We start from the raw sequence: 15365 nt of genomic DNA on the forward strand, positions 1-15365 counted from the left end.
GATGCGCGCGAAGTGCGTATTTTGTGCATAGCGTGAGAAAACTCGCTATCTTTCAATTCTTTGAAGGCGTTCAAAAAGTTAAAGAATTGATCGAAGCGATATTGACTTTATTGCACCAATTAAGTGCATGAGAATAAGTAATCAACCGATTACATTAAGTAATGGAAAAAAAGTGAATAGCGGTGATTATTCAGCAGGTTAGAAAACAGACGGGAAAATTAAAAAATAAGAGGCCAGCATCGCTGGCTGGCCTTATCAGATTAGTGCGTCAGCGCCTGTTCCGCTTCCTTCAGATCCTGACGCGCCTCAGCAAGCTTCTCTTCACGCTTGCGGATTTTGCTGGCACTGCGTTCTTCGGCTTTCGCCTGAGCCAGTTCCTGTTCACGCTCCTGAACCTTACTGCGCTTTTCGGCCACTTTTTCCTGTCGCTGCTTCAGCAGGCCGCTTTCGGTGCAGTGCTCTTCAACCTCACGCCGCGCTTTTTCCAGCCCGGCAATCTGGTGAGAATTATTGTGCTGTCGGGCAAAGGAGAGCTGCGTCTCAATCTCCTGCTTTTTTGCTGCACAACCGGTTAACGCAGAGTCGGCATGCGCCGCCGTGAAGGTCAGGGGAAGCAGGCAAAGGCTGAAGGCCAGTAAGGTCTTTTTCATTGTCGTCTCATCTGTGAGTCAGGAGGTGGAGACAACAGTATACGAAGCCGCCTTAAGCGGTTCTTAACAGAAAAAAATATTCACTGGCGCGGAAAAAGCGGAGAGGGGGAAAGGCTGCCTGCTGTCAGGCAGCGCTTGAGGCGTTTGACCGGGAAAGGCTAAGGCGGCAATCAGGACCACTGAGCATGACTGGATGCCCCTGCTGACTCTGCTGTCTGAAATAGTCCTGCATCACCTGACTGATGCCGGCACCACACCACATGACATGATGCGCATGGCGTCCGGTGTTAAACGCCGGTTGTCCGCTGGCACTGGCATCCACCTCGACAGTAAAACCCATCGCGGTCAGACGAATGGCTTCCAGCCAGATTTCGGTTTTGTCCATGACGCTCACGGCTTCCAGAAACAGCGGAACAGAGGCGTGGTTTCGCGCCGCGTCACGCATCATCAGGTCAGCCTGCTGCTGCACCGTTTTTTCAAACCGGGCAAGACGGCGTGTGGCCCCCTGACGCCGGTCTGCGTGAAGCCAGACACTCAGAGGGCGCAGCAGATTAATAATGAAGTCATCACCGCTGTAGTTACCGGACATATTGTTCATCTGGCGCGAAAGCGACAGGGGTGTCCCGAACTCAAGCTGCCAGAGCATGTCACCTTTACGCGCCGCCCAGCCGTGGGTCATGATCGAGGTGGCGGTCTGCTGACCCTGTCTGATCTCCTCGGGCGTCGCGCCCGTGGCAGTTAAGTCAACCAGCGTGCGGATTTCACTGAGCTGTGCGTCACTCCAGTGTTCAGCGTGTTGTCTGGGCGTCAGTAACCCCTGCTTCACCCAGCGCTTCAGGTTCGCAGGATGCGTGCCGGTTATTGCACAGACCGTTTCCGTTGTATGAAAAAGCATATCGTGCCCTCTGTTGAGGGAATGGCCGCCGGGGTTAACCGGGGATGAACGTCTACTATGAACCTGATAACCGCTAATGAACAGGGGGGCTCCGGAGGAAAAACAGCAGCCACGCGGCGTGACGCTGCGCTTATTCGTCGTGAGCAGCCGGGTAAATTGAGGCTGATCAGCAGGTTAAAAAATCTGCGGCCCGCGAAAAAAAAGACTGTTTATTTATTCAGTAAAAATTCTTTACGCAACTATACCGGGCAAAACAGGGATATTTTAACTTTTTTAAGAGGATGCCGATCTCTCCTCCTCTTTTATCTGCCAGGCAAACGACTAAAATATGGGGTTCTGATGATCAGGAGAAAGAGTGCCCAATGCCTTATCGTTTTACCTTCGCCGCGTTGACGGTTGCTGCGTTATTAACCGGCTGTGCGAAACAGACGCCCAGCGATACGCCAGATGAATTTGCTGCGGGTCCGACGCAGATTGATGTCTCACACATTAAAACCCGCGCCGATGATGGTTCAAGCGTCTTCCTGACGGTAGATGGCAAAGATGCCGGTAAATTACCGAATGGCGAAAGCATGCTGCTGCACGTTCCGGCCGGAAAACACCAGATTGGCGGTTATGTACCGACGCTGTTCGGGATGGGGCGCGTCACCATCGCACCGGTGGAAGTGACCACGTCACCTCAGGACGTCAAGAAAGTGGCCTATACGGTCACCCGCAACAAAGCCACCTTTGTCGAGAATAAGGACGAGCAGGGCTGAGCAGAGGACAGCGGAGAGCAACGCTCTCCGCTGAACGCGCCGCGTTATAAGCCGAGTTCACTCAGGGAAGGGTGATCGTCAGGCCGTCGTCCCTGCGGCCAGTGGAAAAGCCGCTGCGCTTCGCTGATTTTCAGATCGTTGATGCTGGCAAAGCGCTGCTTCATCAGACCCTGCTCGTCAAACGCCCAGTTCTCATTGCCGTAAGAGCGATACCACTGCCGCCGCTCATCGTGCCATTCATAGGCAAAGCGCACCGCTATCCGGTTTTGATCGAAACTCCACAGCTCCTTAATCAGCCGGTATTGCTGCTCCCGCTGCCATTTTTGCTCCAGAAAGGCGATGATCTCACTGCGGCCGGTCAGAAAAGTATCGCGGTTGCGCCACTGGCTGTCCACAGAATAGGCCAGGGCTACCCGTCCGGCATCGCGGCTGTTCCAGCCATCCTCAGCCAGACGCACTTTCTCTGCCGCCTCTTCAGGCCGGGTAAAAGGGGGTAAGGGCGGACGTGAAGATTCCAATGTTTCTCCTTAACGGCGCAAAGGCCCGGATGTTATCGCTACCCGGGCTGTACTGCTGCCATATTAAAGTTCAAGCGCGTGGATCTGGCAGACGGCACGGGCCGCTTCCTGACCTTTTTTCACGAAGTGCTGGGTGTAGAAGTCGATAAACTCCGCCGAAGGCTGGAAGTTATGCGGCGTCAGGGAGACCGAGAAGACCGGCACGTTGGTGGCCAGCTGGGCCTGCATCAGACCACTTACCACCGCCTGAGCCACAAAGTCATGGCGATAGATGCCGCCATCCACGACCAGCGCCGCGCAGACAATCGCATCAAAGTTGCCGGTCTGTGCCAGACGCTGTGCCAGCAGCGGCATTTCAAATGCGCCTGGCACATCCCAGGTTTTGATCTCATAGGAGGTTCCCCGGCTCTCCAGCTCCTGTTCGAATCCGGTCAGAACCTGAGAAACGATTTCGCTATGCCAGTTAGCTTTAATAAAGGCGACTTTCAACGGCTGCATGACTTACTCCAGTAAAAGGTAATATCCCGTGGTAATGAGCGCGATGACGTCCCTGAACCCCGGATGAAACGTTAAGCCGGACAGGCCGGTAACCTGCTGACTCTCATCACTATACTGTAATGTAAACAGCCTGTGTCCACCATTGTCATTATGTGTGAATAACCTTTCCTCTCTTTGCGGGGATTAAACTCTGTCAGACAACCGCCAGAGCCGTTCAGACGCCTGATCCTGCCCGCAAAATCACTTTCACCGCCCGGTTTGCGTAACAGCTTCCGGTTATGAAACTGCTTAAATAAAATACTGGATATCTGAACAGTATTTTGTATAATAAATGGACTGCCCGCCGGGTATTGGTAGCGTTAGCGAGGGGTGAACCCATGATGATTTCGACTGAAAGCCTCAAATCTCTGGAACAATCGGTCACAATGAGCAGCCGTGAGCTGGCTCAGATGACCGGTATTACACATGGAGAAGTGAAGCGGTTAATCAAAAGTCTGGAAACGGCTCAGCGTCTTTCTCAGCCGCTCAAAGTGAATGACTATGAGCGCGAAGGGGAGGTGCGTCAGGAGTACCGCCTGAGCAAGCGTGACTCCCTGCTGGCCGTGGCACGCCTGTCGCCAGGCTTTACGGCCGAAGTGCTGGATCGCTGGCAGGACCGGGAAAGAACCACCCATCTGCCGGACTTTACCAACCCGGCTGAGGCTGCACGTGCCTGGGCTGAACAGTTTGAACAGCGTCAGGCGGCGGAGCAGCAGCTGGCTCTCTCCGCGCCTAAGGCCGCCTTCTTTGATAACTTCGTTCAGGTGGATGACTCGCTGGGCTTTCGTCAGCTCTGCAAAATGCTGAAAGCGAAAGAGCCGGAGTTTCGTCAGTTTCTGCTGGAGCGCAATATCATGTACCGCGCCAAAGGTACCCTGACGCCGCAGCATTACCATCTGCAGGCCGGCTACTTTACGCTGCACACCGGCACCGGCGAAAACCAGCACGCCTTCTCACAGGCGCGTTTTACCGCAAAAGGGGTGAAATGGGTGGCCAGCCTGTGGGCAGCGCATCTTTCCGCTCAGCCAAAAGGGGCCGCTGCGTAGCGGCGCCTCTGGCCTGGCGGGCTGGCGCGGCGTGACTGGCAGAGGTTAAGGCGCAGGCATCCGCTCATACTGTGCTGACATAAAAAAGGCCGCATCGGAATGCGGCCTTTTTTGATTTTCCTGATCCCAGGGATGCGTTGCGGGCGATTACCAGCCTTTAATTGCATCGCCTTTATAAACTTCTTCCGCTTTAGCCGCGACTTCAGGCGACTGCAGCGCCGCTTTCAGCTTCTGAATTTTATCGCTGTCTTTATTGTCTTCGCGTGAAACCAGCGCATTGACGTAAGGCGAAGAGGCGCTTTCCATAAATAAACCATCGCGGTGAGCGGATAATCCCGCCTGAGCCGAGAAGTTCGTATTAATGATCGAGAACGCCACGTTCGGATCATCCAGCGTGCGGGTCAGCTGCGGCGTATCCACTTCAACCAGTTTCAGGTTTTTAGGATTTTCGATGATATCCAGTGAGGTGGGTAAATAACCCACACCCTCTTTCAGCTTAATCAGGCCCTGCGCCTGCAGCAGCAGCAGGCTGCGTCCCAGGGTGGTAGCTTCGTTAGAGATGGTCACTGTCGCACCATTCTGCAGCTCACTGATATTCTTGATTTTGTGCGAATAGGCAGCAATCGGGAAGACGAACGTCTTGCCAACTACCGCAAATTTATAGCCGCGCTCTTTAGACTGATCTTCAAGATAAGGCAGGCTCTGGAAAGCGTTGGCGTCAACTTCCTTGTTATTCAGCGCTTCGTTCGGCAGTACATAGTCATTGAAGTTCAGCACTTCGACATCGAGCTGATATTTATCTTTTGCAACCTGTTTCACCACCTGCCAGATCGCTTCGTCCGGCCCGGTATTAATCGCCACTTTGACTTTGTTGTCGTCATCTTTGGAGCAGGCGGATAATAATAAAACAGAACTGGCCAGTAATGCGGCAAACAAACCTTTCATTATCAGAAATCCCTCAGAGAATTGATGGCTTCAAAGATAATACAGAAATGTCAGGTTGCGAACTGACGGAGGGATATATCTTATAACCACACACCGGATATTGTTCATTAATTCATCAGGCTGGCGGCTTATGCCCGTGAATTAACCGATGGCATTCACGGCCGTCCGGGCGGTTTTATTCCTCTGGCGCACTCATCCGGTCAACATCCCCTCAGCCAGTCCGCGCATTCTCTTCTACGCTTAAAGCCTGCGGTTCGCAGCATTGCATTGATTGTTAACAGGGAATACTGATGTCAAAAGATGAAGAGAACGGGATCGAAGCGGTTGAAGTCATGCGCAGCGGGGAGGCCTGGAACGGAGAGGTCATTGAATCCTATCCGCACGGCGAGCCGGAACTGACTGTAATGCGCCTGTCACTGCCTGCCCATACGTCATTGCCGTGGCACACGCATCCGATGCCGAATGCGGCGTTTATCCTTTCAGGCACCCTGATTGTGGAAGACAAAGCGAGCGGGGAGCAGCGTACCTTCCACGCCGGAGAAGCGCTGAATGAGACGGTCAACAGTGCGCACCGCGGCTACACGCTGGAAGAGCCCGCCGAGCTGGTGATTACCTATGCCGGTGTCAAAGGACAGGCGCTGACCGAGCCACTGCCGGGGGAACCCGAAGAGTTTTGACACCCTTGCAAAAACGGCAGTGCAGCGCGCTGCCGTTATTCATCCCGCCCGCAGCGCCGCCGCAGTCATTCACTTCCCTGATAAGCGATTCGCCAGAGCCTGCATATCCACATCCTGAAACCGCTGTTTTATCGACAGGCGAGGCGCGTCACAGCTGAGTTCACCTGCGCTTAGAAATGGCATCGTGAACAGGAGTGAATCCCGGCACTGATTATGTGCAACGCACGCTGCTGACTCACCATCACGGGGCCTGTCGTTATACATGCTTTATAAGTGAATGATTAAAAAGACTTTAAATTCTGGTACGCCAATTGCAACAACCCGTCCAGTAAGCAGCGCACTACACAACTGATACTGAATAGCTGGCTAGGGTTCCGGTTCACGCAGGTGAATGTCTGGTCCGAGAGCTGGCGACCTCTGCGAGGTTACACGGCGGGACAAAAGCCCGGGAGACAGCGGCACCATCTGGTGTCTTGCGCTGCTCCCGTTTTTTTGTGCCAACCAGAGGTCAACCATGAAGACATTTTCCCTTCTCCGCACGCTCATTCTCTCCCTGGCACTGCTGACCAGTGTGCCCTCTTTCGCCGCAGTTAAAAAAGAGTTCAACGTCTGCTGGACCATCTATGCGGGCTGGATGCCCTGGGGCACGATCGCTAATGAAAAAATCATCGATAAATGGGCCAGCAAATATGGCATTAAAATCAATATCGTCCAGCTGAATGACTATATCGAATCGATCAACCAGTACACCGCAGGGCAGTTCGACGGCTGCACCATGACAAATATGGATGCCCTGACCATTCCCGCCGCGGGCGGCGTCGATTCCACGGCGCTGATCACCGGCAGCTACTCCGAGGGTAACGACGGCATCGTTCTGAAAGGCGTGAATAAAAAACTCAGCGACCTGAAAGGCATGTCGGTTTATCTGCCCGCGCTGTCCGTATCGCACTATCTGCTGGTGCGCGGTCTGGAAAAGGCCGGACTGCAGGAGAAGGATGTTAAGGTCGTGAACACCTCTGATGCCGATATCGTCTCCGCCTTCGGCACCAGCGGTGTCAAAGCCGCAGTGGCCTGGAACCCGCAGCTTTCCGTCATCAAAAAGAGTCCGCAGACCACAGAAGTGTTCAGCTCCTCCGCCGTGCCGGGCGAGCTGATCGATATGATGGTCGTGAACACAGAAACCCTCCACGATAACCCCGCACTGGGCAAAGCGCTGACCGGTGCATGGTTTGAGATGATGGCAAAAATGCAGGCGGGCGATACCCAGGCGCTGAGTGCGATGGCCGCGGATTCCGGCACTGACCTCGCCGGTTATCAGGCACAGCTCAAAACCACCCATCTGTTCCCGACTCCCGCCGCCACAGAGGCCTTTGTCGCTTCGCCCGACCTGGCAAAAACCATGCAGCGCGTGGCCGCATTCTCTTTTGATAAGGGCCTGCTCGGCGAGGGTGCGCAAAGCGCTGACTTCATCGGTATGGCCTTTCCCGGCAACCAGACCCTCGGCGACAAAGCCAACATCAGACTGCGCTTTGACGACAGCTATCTGAAGATGGCCGCGGCAGGCCAGCTCTGACTTCCGGGCTGAGGAGCTTACGCCATGCGCCACATTAACCGTTATCCCCGACAGGGAATGCGCCTGACGCTGATGCTGTTGCCGTTTGTCTTGCTGATCGCCGCCTGGTTTATCAGCTCGGCGGTGCGGCTGGAAGCAAACCCGCAGGATAAACTGCTGCCCGGTCTGTCGCAGATGATCGCCGCGGTTGACCGGATGGCGTTCACGCCCGATAAACGCAGCGGTGAGTTTCTGCTGTGGGCGGATACGCTGATCAGTCTCACCCGTCTGCTGACGGGCCTGATGATCTCTGCGCTGATCGGCCTGGGCATCGGTATTGCCGCCGGGGTGTTTCCCATGACCCGCGCGGCGCTGTCGCCGTTTATGACCGTCGTGTCGATGATCCCGCCGCTGGCGCTGCTGCCAATGCTGTTTATCGTCTTCGGGCTGGATGAACTGTCAAAGGTGATGCTCATCGTCATCGGCATCACCCCGATGCTGGCCCGCGACCTGGAACAGCGGGCGCGGGAGATCCCGATCGAGCTTTTCATCAAAGCCCAGACGCTGGGCGCGAACAGCTGGACGGTGGTGTTGCGGGTGGTGCTGCCCCAGCTGCTGTCGCGACTCATTACCTCGCTGCGCCTGCTGCTGGGTTCGGCGTGGCTGTTCCTGATCTCCGCCGAAGCCATCTCTGCCACCGCCGGGCTGGGTTACCGCATCTTCCTCGTCCGCCGCTACATGGCGATGGACGTCATCATTCCTTATGTCATCTGGATAACCCTGCTGGCCTGGCTGATGGATCTGGCGCTGCGTCAGCTGCACAAAGCCTGTTTCCCGTGGGCGGAAGGAGGCCGGGAATGAGTTTTATCGATATCAAAAACATCTGGCAGGAATATGGCGACCACGTGGTGCTGGAGCGCATCAATCTGCAGGTCAGGGAAGGGGAGTTCTGCTCGCTGGTGGGTGCCTCCGGCTGCGGAAAATCGACCTTCTTACGACTGCTGCTCGGTCAGGAGCGACCAACGCGCGGCACCATCACGCTCGATGGTGAGCCGCTGCCGGCGGAGCCCGATCGCAGTCGCGGCGTGGTCTTTCAGCGCTACTCGGTTTTTCCTCATCTTAACGTGCTGGATAACGTCATCATCGGTCTGGAACTGCCGGCGTCACCGCTGTGGGGCCGGCTGCTGGGCGCCCGAAAACGTCAGGCGCGTCAGCAGGCCAGAGAGATGCTGGAGCGAGTGGGGCTAAGCCATGCGCTCGACAAATATCCGGCACAGCTGTCAGGCGGGATGCAGCAGCGGCTGGCGATTGCCCAGGCGTTTGTCATGCAGCCACGGGTGCTGCTGCTGGATGAGCCCTTTGGCGCACTCGACCCCGGCATCCGCAAAGATATGCACGCCCTGCTGCTTCAGCTCTGGAGCGAAACCCGCATGAACGTCTTTATGGTCACGCACGACCTTGCCGAAGGGTTCAACCTGGGCACCCGGCTGCTGGTTTTTGACAAGGTGCGCCTCGATCCCCAGGCACCCAATGCGTGGGGAGCGCGTATCACCTATGACATTCCGCTCAACGAAACGCGGCTGTCCCAGCTGGCGACCGGCCGCAAAGACAACATTTACCCCTTAAAGGAGATCGCTCAATGACGGCACTTTTTCACTCCGGCCCCAGCCTGCGCGAAGAGCAGCTTCCTGGCGGCGCGCATACCTCGCTGATCCTGCGTAAGGGCGGGATCCTGCGCCTGACCGATATCGACGGCGGGGCTAACGTCAGCGCCATGATGCTCAATCCGCACGAAAAAAGTGAACGGCTGAACCTGCCCGACACCCTTAAGGGTCAGCACACCGCGCGGCTGACCACTGGCCACTGTTTTTACTCTGATATGGGTCGCGTCCTGGCGGCTATCGTGGCGGACAGCTGCGGCTGGCATGACCCGTTCGGCGGCGTCCTTAACGCCGAAGAGACGCACGACAAGTACGGCAGCGGACGCTATCAGGAACTGCGCAACGGTTTCTACCGTAACGGCGTCGATAACCTGCTGGTGGAGATGGGTAAATGGGATCTCGGCCTGCAAGACCTGCTGATGGTGGTGAACTTTTTCAGCAAAGTCACGGTGGATGAGGCGGGGCGCTTTGCCTTCATTTCAGGCAACAGTCAGCCCGGCGATTTTGTTGAGCTGTATGCGCCGATGGACGTGCTGATCGTCCTGACCGCGCTGCCTCACCCTCAGGATCCCGCCACTCAGTATCTGCCGCGCCCGATTCAGCTGAACTGGTATCAGGCCGATGCGGGTCAGGCCCTCAGCGACGCCATTTTCACCCGCGATGAAAATCAGCGCGCCATGCAAAACACCCAACACTTTTCCCTGTAAGGAGGCTGTGATGACAGCGATTACCCCTGATTATCATCCTGAAACGGCAGTCTGGCGTCATGTGATCCCGGCCGGGGAGCCCTGTCTGTTCGAGGTCAAAAAAGGGCAGCGGCTGCGGCTGCTCGATCTCGAAGGTAACCAGGCGATCGATACCCTGTTCTATCGCGCCGATAACCCCCGCGAGCGTTACGATCCCCAGCGTACCCTGCGTCGTCAGGGAAAGGTCTATCTGACTACCGGCAGCGTGCTCTACTCCAATCTCGGTAATCCGCTGCTGACCCTGGTTGCCGATACCTGCGGACGCCACGACACCCTGGGCGGGGCCTGCTCCCAGGAGAGCAACACGGTGCGCTATGCCCACGATAAGCGCTACATGCATAGCTGCCGGGATAACTTTCTCTGCGCCTGCCTGCATGATGGCCGCCTCCACAAGCGCGATATCGGCGCCAATATCAACTTTTTTATGAACGTTCCGGTGACGCCGGAAGGGCGGCTGACCTTTGAAGATGGACTGTCAGCCCCCGGCAAATATGTTGATCTGATCGCGGCGTGTGACGTGATGGTGCTCATCTCGAACTGTCCCCAGCTCAATAACCCCTGCAACGGCTGGAACCCGACGCCTGCAGAGGTGCTGGTGTGGAACTGAATCTGCATCTGACAGCGCGACAGCCGGGCCTGACATTCCCGCTCTGATCGATCGCCTGTCTGCCTCTACAGCCGCTGCACTGTTCAGGTGCCGGTCATCCCCGGGGACGGCCCCAGGGAATAGCGAATTCTGCGGGACGACCCGCCTCCCTGTGAGCATCACCTATGTTTGATACGTTACTGATTGCCAATCGCGGCGCGATCGCCTGCCGCATTCTGCGTACCCTGCACGCCATGCAGGTGAAAGGCGTCGCCGTTTACTCTGAGGCTGACCTGAGCAGCCTGCATATCCGTGAGGCGGATAGCGCGATCAGCCTGGGCGACGGGCCCGCCGCGCAAACCTATCTGGTGGCGGAGAAGATCATCGCCGCCGCACGGCAGAGCGGGGCGAAAGCGATCCACCCCGGCTACGGTTTCCTCTCGGAAAATGCCGCCTTTGCCGAGGCATGCGAGGCGGCGGGCCTGATTTTTGTCGGCCCCACGCCGCAGCAGCTGCGTACTTTCGGCCTGAAACACACGGCACGCGCTCTGGCAAAAGCCGAAGGCGTTCCGCTGCTGGAGGGAAGTGAACTGCTGGCGGACCGCCATGAAGCCCGCCGAGCAGCGGCCCAGGTCGGCTATCCGGTCATGCTGAAAAGCACCGCAGGCGGCGGCGGCATCGGTATGCGCGTCTGCCGCGATGAGGATGAACTCGCCGACGCGTTTGACACGGTGCAGCGTCTTGGCCAGAACAACTTCAGCGATGCCGGGGTCTTTCTTGAAAAATATATCGAACGCGCCCGTCATCTTGAGGTGCAGATTTTCGGTGATGGCAAAGGCGGAGTGATCGCGCTGGGGGTGCGTGACTGCTCGGTTCAGCGCCGTAATCAGAAAGTCATTGAAGAGACACCTGCACCCAATCTGCCTGACGGCATGGCAGAGGCACTCTGTTCCGCCGCCATCGCGCTGGGCAAAGCGGTGAACTATCGCAGTGCCGGAACGGTGGAATTTGTCTATGACAGCGCGGCGCAGCACTTCTATTTTCTGGAAGTGAACACCCGCCTTCAGGTCGAACATGGGGTCACCGAGCAGGTGTGGGGGGTGGACCTGGTGCAATGGATGATTGAACTGGCCGCCGGGGAGCTCCCGCCGCTGGATCATTTAGCCGCCACGCTGAAACCACAGGGCCACGCCATTCAGGCCCGGATCTACGCGGAAGATCCGGGACGGCAGTTTCAGCCATCACCCGGTCTGCTGACCGATGTTTTTTTCCCGCCAGCCGGAGGAAAGACGCTGCGTATCGACCGCTGGGTAGAGGCGGGCAGTGAAGTGCCGCCCTTTTTCGACCCGATGCTGGCGAAAACCATCGCCTGCTGTCCCACTCGCGACCTAGCCATTGCCACGCTGGCTCAGGCGCTGGCGGAAACCCGGTTATATGGCGTCGAGACCAATCGCCTCTATCTGCTGCAGATACTGGCTTTTGCGCCATTCACCACAGGGGAACCCTGGACCCGCTGTCTGGAGCAGCTCAGTTATCAGGCGGCTACGCTGGAGGTGCTGAGTGCCGGAACCCAGACCAGCGTGCAGGACTATCCCGGCCGTCTGGGCTACTGGGCGGTGGGGGTGCCGCCTTCGGGACCGATGGATGACCGCGCGCTGCGTTTCGGCAACCGCCTGCTGGGCAACGCTGAGGGCGATGCCGCGCTGGAGATCACCCTTAACGGCCCGACCCTGAAACTGAATACCGATGTGCAGGCGGTGGTCTGCGGAGCGCCGCTCCCCGTCACGCTGGAGGGGGTCGATCAGCCGATGAATACCGTCTTTGCTGTTCCGGCGGGCTCAACGCTGAAGCTGGGCGCGATCGCAGGTTCAGGCGTCAGAAGCTACCTCTGCCTGAGCGGCGGGATTCAGGTGCCGGATTATCTGGGGAGCAAAAGCACCTTTACGCTCGGCCAGTTCGGCGGACACGGAGGCCGGGCGCTGCGCAGCGGCGATGTGCTTCACCTGGCACCGCGCCCGGCAGACGTGACGGGCACAGCACTGCCCGCCTCGCTCTGCACGGGGCTGGCCGCGGTGCGCACGCTGAGGGTGATTTATGGCCCCCACGGCGCGCCGGAGTTTTTTACGCCCGACTATATCGGGACTTTCTTTGCCACCGAATGGGAAGTGCACTTCAACTCCAGCCGTACCGGTGTTCGCCTGATTGGACCGAAGCCGATCTGGGCTCGCGAGAGCGGAGGTGAGGCGGGACTGCATCCTTCCAACATTCATGATAATCCTTACGCGATTGGCGCAGTGGATTTCACCGGCGACATGCCGGTCATTCTCGGCCCCGATGGCCCCAGCCTGGGCGGCTTTGTCTGCCCGGTGACGGTCATTGAAGCGGATCTCTGGCAGCTGGGGCAGCTTAAAGCCGGTGATAAGGTGCAGTTTGTGGCGGTGGATATTCCCACCGCCCGCCGACTGGCCGCAGGAGGACGTGCCGAGCTGGCAACGCTTCAGCCACAGACGATCGCCTGGCAGCCGGCACCGCTCACGTCGCCTGTCGTGATGACCTGCGGTAAAGAGGATAAGCGCCTGGTGGCGCGTCTCTCAGGCGATACGCATCTGCTGCTGGAAGCTGGCGAGCCGGAACTGGATCTGGTGCTGCGTTTTCGCATCCACGCGCTGATGCAGGCGATGGAAGCGCAATCCCGTCCGGGTGTCGTTGATATCACGCCCGGCATCCGCTCCCTGCAGATCCATTTCCAGCCGGAAACCCTGACCCCGGAGGCGCTGCTGGCGTGGGTGCGGGAGGCGTGGGAGGGGGTCTGCACCAGTGATAACCTTCAGGTGCCGACACGCGTGGTGCATCTGCCGCTCTCCTGGGATGATCCCGCCTGTCAGAAAGCGGTCGGGAAATATATGACCACCGTCCGGCAGGACGCCCCCTGGTGCCCGGACAATCTGGAGTTCATCCGCCGGATCAACGATCTGCCGGATAAGCAGGCCGTATGGCAGACGGTGTTTGATGCCCGCTATCTGGTGATGGGGCTGGGCGACGTCTATCTCGGCGCGCCCGTCGCCACACCGCTGGATCCCCGCCATCGTCTGGTCACGACGAAATATAATCCGGCACGCACCTGGACGGCAGAAAACTCGGTGGGGATTGGCGGGGCTTATCTCTGTGTCTACGGCATGGAAGGGCCTGGCGGCTATCAGCTTGTTGGCCGCACGCTGCAGATGTGGAATCGCTATCGCGATGTCGCCGATTTTGGCGGTAAGCCCTGGCTGCTGCGCTTTTTCGACCAGATTCGTTTCTATCCGGTTTCGGCTGATGAGCTGGTGCAGATCCGTCGCGATTTTCCCGTAGGGCGCTACCCGCTGCGCATAGAACAGGGCACGCTGCGGCTGGCGGAATATCAGCATTTCCTCGACCGTGAAGCCGGGAGCATCAGCGCGTTTCGTCAACATCAGCAACAGGCGTTCAATGCTGAGCGTGACCGCTGGATAGCCAGCGGACAGGCACATTACACCACGCAGGAGAGTGAGGTGGCGGAAACGGGAGACGCGCCGCTTCAGGCCGGGGAGCAGGGCGTTGAAAGTCCGGTTTCCGGCAACCTGTGGCAGGTTCAGACGGCAGCGGGGTGCCGCGTGAAGGCAGGCGATACGCTGGTGGTGCTGGAATCGATGAAAATGGAGATTCCGCTGCTGGCCCCCTGTGACGGGGTGATTCAGCAGGTCAGCGTGCAGCCGGGCAGCGCCGTGCGGGCAGGACAGCGGGTAGCCATCATTCTTGAAGATCGGTCTTAACAGTCCTGCGTGACAGGGTCACCTGTCACGCAGGACACTTCTTAGCCTGCGCCCGCTTCACGCAGCCAGCCGATCAGCGCCTCGCTGCCCGGCTGACTCAGCGTGCGCTGCGGCCAGGCAAGATAATAGGGTTTGCTCAGCGGCAGACTGAAATCGTCGACAATCACCAGTTCGCCCCGCGCCAGCTCCGCCGCGATCAGGCGGCGCTGCCCCAGCAGCAGACCGGCCCCCGCCACGGCAGCATCAATTGCCAGCGAGGTCAGATTGAAACTGAATGCGGGCTGCGGAGCCGGTTCGTCCACGCCTCTGGCCTGAAACCAGCTTCGCCAGTCCGGCAGAAACCGGCCCTCATGGCCCCAGTCGAGGTGAATTAAAGGTGCCTGACGGAAGATCGTTTCTGGCGTATAGCGCTGGAGTAAGGCGGGGCTGGCAACCGGCAGCACCTCATCATGGAATAACCACTGTTTGTCCAGCTGCGGATAGCGATCTTCCCCAAAGCAGATGACGAAGTCTGCAGGCATCGCCGTGAAATCAACCTGCGCGTGCGTGCCGTGTAACGACAGATCGCTATCGGGGCAACAGGCGCGCCAGCTCGCCAGCCGGGGCAACAGCCATTTGGACGCCAGCGCCGGTAAGGCATAGAGCGTGAGTGTTGGCGCTTTCGCTGCATGGCGGATATTCTGCTGACCCAGGTGCAGGATATCAAAGGCTTCGGTGACGTAACGCAGATAGGCCTTGCCGGTGTCAGTCAGCATCACGCCGCTCTGGGTGCGTAAAAAGAGCGCACTGCCGAGCTGCTCCTCCAGCTGACGAATCTGCTGGCTCACCGCCGCCGGCGTCAATGCCAGCTGGGCCGCCGCTTTCGCCAGGCTGCCCAGTTCGGCGGCCACTTTAAAGGACTGGATAACACTGATTTTGGGCAAACGGGGTGAGTGGGCAGGCATTAACGCTTCCTTATCAGGGTATTAAGTTTTTATCGTTACACAGGCTTAGCAGGCGACAG

16 protein-coding genes and 1 riboswitch are annotated in these 15365 nt (G+C 57.9%); of the genes, 10 read left to right on the top strand and 6 right to left on the bottom strand.

Annotation, left to right across the window (positions count from 1 at the left end; genetic code table 11):
* Positions 1–260: 260 nt before the first annotated feature.
* Positions 261–650, bottom strand: coding sequence for a DUF1090 domain-containing protein (locus OXR04_RS13815; protein WP_046102669.1), 390 nt, complete (start codon positions 648–650; stop codon positions 261–263).
* Positions 651–774: 124 nt separating this feature from the next.
* Positions 775–1545 carry a MerR family transcriptional regulator gene (locus OXR04_RS13820; protein ID WP_267370953.1) on the bottom strand — a complete coding sequence of 257 codons (771 nt, stop codon included), beginning with the start codon at positions 1543–1545 and terminating at the stop codon, positions 775–777.
* A 57-nt stretch (positions 1546–1602) separates the two neighbouring features.
* Here OXR04_RS13820 and OXR04_RS13825 point away from each other — a divergent pair, with 57 nt between their 5' ends.
* A complete protein-coding gene (locus OXR04_RS13825) occupies positions 1603–1938 on the top strand; it encodes a hypothetical protein (protein ID WP_267370956.1) in 336 nt (111 codons plus the stop codon).
* Complete coding sequence (locus tag OXR04_RS13830) at positions 1908–2303, top strand: hypothetical protein (protein ID WP_046102667.1); 396 nt, start codon at positions 1908–1910, stop codon at positions 2301–2303. The genes OXR04_RS13825 and OXR04_RS13830 overlap by 31 nt, the downstream gene beginning before the upstream one ends.
* Positions 2304–2347: 44 nt before the next feature.
* On the opposite strand, the gene OXR04_RS13835 is transcribed toward OXR04_RS13830, so the two are convergent.
* On the bottom strand, positions 2348–2821 hold the full coding sequence (locus OXR04_RS13835) for a nuclear transport factor 2 family protein (protein ID WP_267370958.1): 474 nt from the start codon (positions 2819–2821) through the stop codon (positions 2348–2350).
* Positions 2822–2884: 63 nt separating this feature from the next.
* Positions 2885–3319 carry a 6,7-dimethyl-8-ribityllumazine synthase gene (locus tag OXR04_RS13840; protein WP_009092969.1) on the bottom strand — a complete coding sequence of 145 codons (435 nt, stop codon included), beginning with the start codon at positions 3317–3319 and terminating at the stop codon, positions 2885–2887.
* Positions 3320–3696: 377 nt separating this feature from the next.
* On the opposite strand from OXR04_RS13840, the gene OXR04_RS13845 reads away from it, so the two are divergent.
* Complete coding sequence (locus tag OXR04_RS13845) at positions 3697–4404, top strand: phage antirepressor KilAC domain-containing protein (RefSeq protein WP_009092970.1); 708 nt, start codon at positions 3697–3699, stop codon at positions 4402–4404.
* Between the two features lie 147 nt (positions 4405–4551).
* Here OXR04_RS13845 and OXR04_RS13850 read toward each other — a convergent pair whose 3' ends face one another.
* Positions 4552–5349: a MetQ/NlpA family lipoprotein gene (locus OXR04_RS13850; protein WP_009092972.1), complete on the bottom strand. Its 798-nt coding sequence runs from the start codon at positions 5347–5349 to the stop codon at positions 4552–4554.
* A gap of 290 nt (positions 5350–5639) precedes the next feature.
* On the opposite strand from OXR04_RS13850, the gene OXR04_RS13855 reads away from it, so the two are divergent.
* The 7 genes from OXR04_RS13855 (at position 5640) to uca (ending at position 14362) form a co-directional block, all read left to right on the top strand.
* Positions 5640–6026: a cupin domain-containing protein gene (locus tag OXR04_RS13855; protein WP_058958078.1), complete on the top strand. Its 387-nt coding sequence runs from the start codon at positions 5640–5642 to the stop codon at positions 6024–6026.
* A gap of 355 nt (positions 6027–6381) precedes the next feature.
* A riboswitch (guanidine-I (ykkC/yxkD leader) is annotated at positions 6382–6480 on the top strand.
* A 60-nt stretch (positions 6481–6540) separates the two neighbouring features.
* Positions 6541–7599, top strand: a complete 1059-nt coding sequence (locus OXR04_RS13860) for a putative urea ABC transporter substrate-binding protein (protein ID WP_267370964.1) — start codon at positions 6541–6543, stop codon at positions 7597–7599.
* 24 nt (positions 7600–7623) lie between these two features.
* Positions 7624–8439 (top strand): ABC transporter permease, encoded by an 816-nt coding sequence (locus OXR04_RS13865; RefSeq protein ID WP_009092975.1) that lies wholly within the window; start codon positions 7624–7626, stop codon positions 8437–8439.
* Positions 8436–9221: an ABC transporter ATP-binding protein gene (locus tag OXR04_RS13870; protein ID WP_267370968.1), complete on the top strand. Its 786-nt coding sequence runs from the start codon at positions 8436–8438 to the stop codon at positions 9219–9221. Before OXR04_RS13865 ends, OXR04_RS13870 begins: the two co-directional genes overlap by 4 nt.
* A complete protein-coding gene (locus tag OXR04_RS13875; protein ID WP_267370970.1) occupies positions 9218–9946 on the top strand; it encodes an urea amidolyase associated protein UAAP1 in 729 nt (242 codons plus the stop codon). Before OXR04_RS13870 ends, OXR04_RS13875 begins: the two co-directional genes overlap by 4 nt.
* Before the next feature lie 10 nt (positions 9947–9956).
* The gene (locus OXR04_RS13880; RefSeq protein WP_009092979.1) at positions 9957–10592 is read left to right on the top strand and encodes an urea amidolyase associated protein UAAP2; all 636 of its coding nucleotides are present in this window, start codon (positions 9957–9959) and stop codon (positions 10590–10592) included.
* A 164-nt stretch (positions 10593–10756) separates the two neighbouring features.
* Positions 10757–14362, top strand: a complete 3606-nt coding sequence (gene uca / locus OXR04_RS13885; RefSeq protein ID WP_267370973.1) for an urea carboxylase — start codon at positions 10757–10759, stop codon at positions 14360–14362.
* A gap of 41 nt (positions 14363–14403) precedes the next feature.
* Here the strand turns inward: uca and OXR04_RS13890 are convergent, their stop codons facing one another.
* Complete coding sequence (locus tag OXR04_RS13890; protein ID WP_267370975.1) at positions 14404–15306, bottom strand: LysR substrate-binding domain-containing protein; 903 nt, start codon at positions 15304–15306, stop codon at positions 14404–14406.
* Between the last annotated feature and the right edge of the window lie 59 nt (positions 15307–15365).

It is taken from the genome of Pantoea sp. GM_Pan_3 (genome assembly GCF_026541045.1).
Taxonomy (GTDB): domain Bacteria; phylum Pseudomonadota; class Gammaproteobacteria; order Enterobacterales; family Enterobacteriaceae; genus Pantoea; species Pantoea anthophila.

What these genes read in the sequence shown, in the direction of transcription:
- OXR04_RS13855 (WP_058958078.1), top strand. Translation starts at nt 5,640, where the DNA reads ATGTCAAAAGATGAAGAGAACGGGATCGAAGCGGTTGAAGTCATGCGC.
- OXR04_RS13820 (WP_267370953.1), bottom strand. Translation starts at nt 1,545, where the DNA reads ATGCTTTTTCATACAACGGAAACGGTCTGTGCAATAACCGGCACGCAT.
- OXR04_RS13845 (WP_009092970.1), top strand. Translation starts at nt 3,697, where the DNA reads ATGATGATTTCGACTGAAAGCCTCAAATCTCTGGAACAATCGGTCACA.
- OXR04_RS13870 (WP_267370968.1), top strand. Translation starts at nt 8,436, where the DNA reads ATGAGTTTTATCGATATCAAAAACATCTGGCAGGAATATGGCGACCAC.
- OXR04_RS13865 (WP_009092975.1), top strand. Translation starts at nt 7,624, where the DNA reads ATGCGCCACATTAACCGTTATCCCCGACAGGGAATGCGCCTGACGCTG.
- OXR04_RS13880 (WP_009092979.1), top strand. Translation starts at nt 9,957, where the DNA reads ATGACAGCGATTACCCCTGATTATCATCCTGAAACGGCAGTCTGGCGT.
- OXR04_RS13840 (WP_009092969.1), bottom strand. Translation starts at nt 3,319, where the DNA reads ATGCAGCCGTTGAAAGTCGCCTTTATTAAAGCTAACTGGCATAGCGAA.
- OXR04_RS13890 (WP_267370975.1), bottom strand. Translation starts at nt 15,306, where the DNA reads ATGCCTGCCCACTCACCCCGTTTGCCCAAAATCAGTGTTATCCAGTCC.
- OXR04_RS13830 (WP_046102667.1), top strand. Translation starts at nt 1,908, where the DNA reads ATGCCTTATCGTTTTACCTTCGCCGCGTTGACGGTTGCTGCGTTATTA.
- OXR04_RS13875 (WP_267370970.1), top strand. Translation starts at nt 9,218, where the DNA reads ATGACGGCACTTTTTCACTCCGGCCCCAGCCTGCGCGAAGAGCAGCTT.
- uca (WP_267370973.1), top strand. Translation starts at nt 10,757, where the DNA reads ATGTTTGATACGTTACTGATTGCCAATCGCGGCGCGATCGCCTGCCGC.
- OXR04_RS13815 (WP_046102669.1), bottom strand. Translation starts at nt 650, where the DNA reads ATGAAAAAGACCTTACTGGCCTTCAGCCTTTGCCTGCTTCCCCTGACC.
- OXR04_RS13860 (WP_267370964.1), top strand. Translation starts at nt 6,541, where the DNA reads ATGAAGACATTTTCCCTTCTCCGCACGCTCATTCTCTCCCTGGCACTG.
- OXR04_RS13825 (WP_267370956.1), top strand. Translation starts at nt 1,603, where the DNA reads ATGAACCTGATAACCGCTAATGAACAGGGGGGCTCCGGAGGAAAAACA.
- OXR04_RS13850 (WP_009092972.1), bottom strand. Translation starts at nt 5,349, where the DNA reads ATGAAAGGTTTGTTTGCCGCATTACTGGCCAGTTCTGTTTTATTATTA.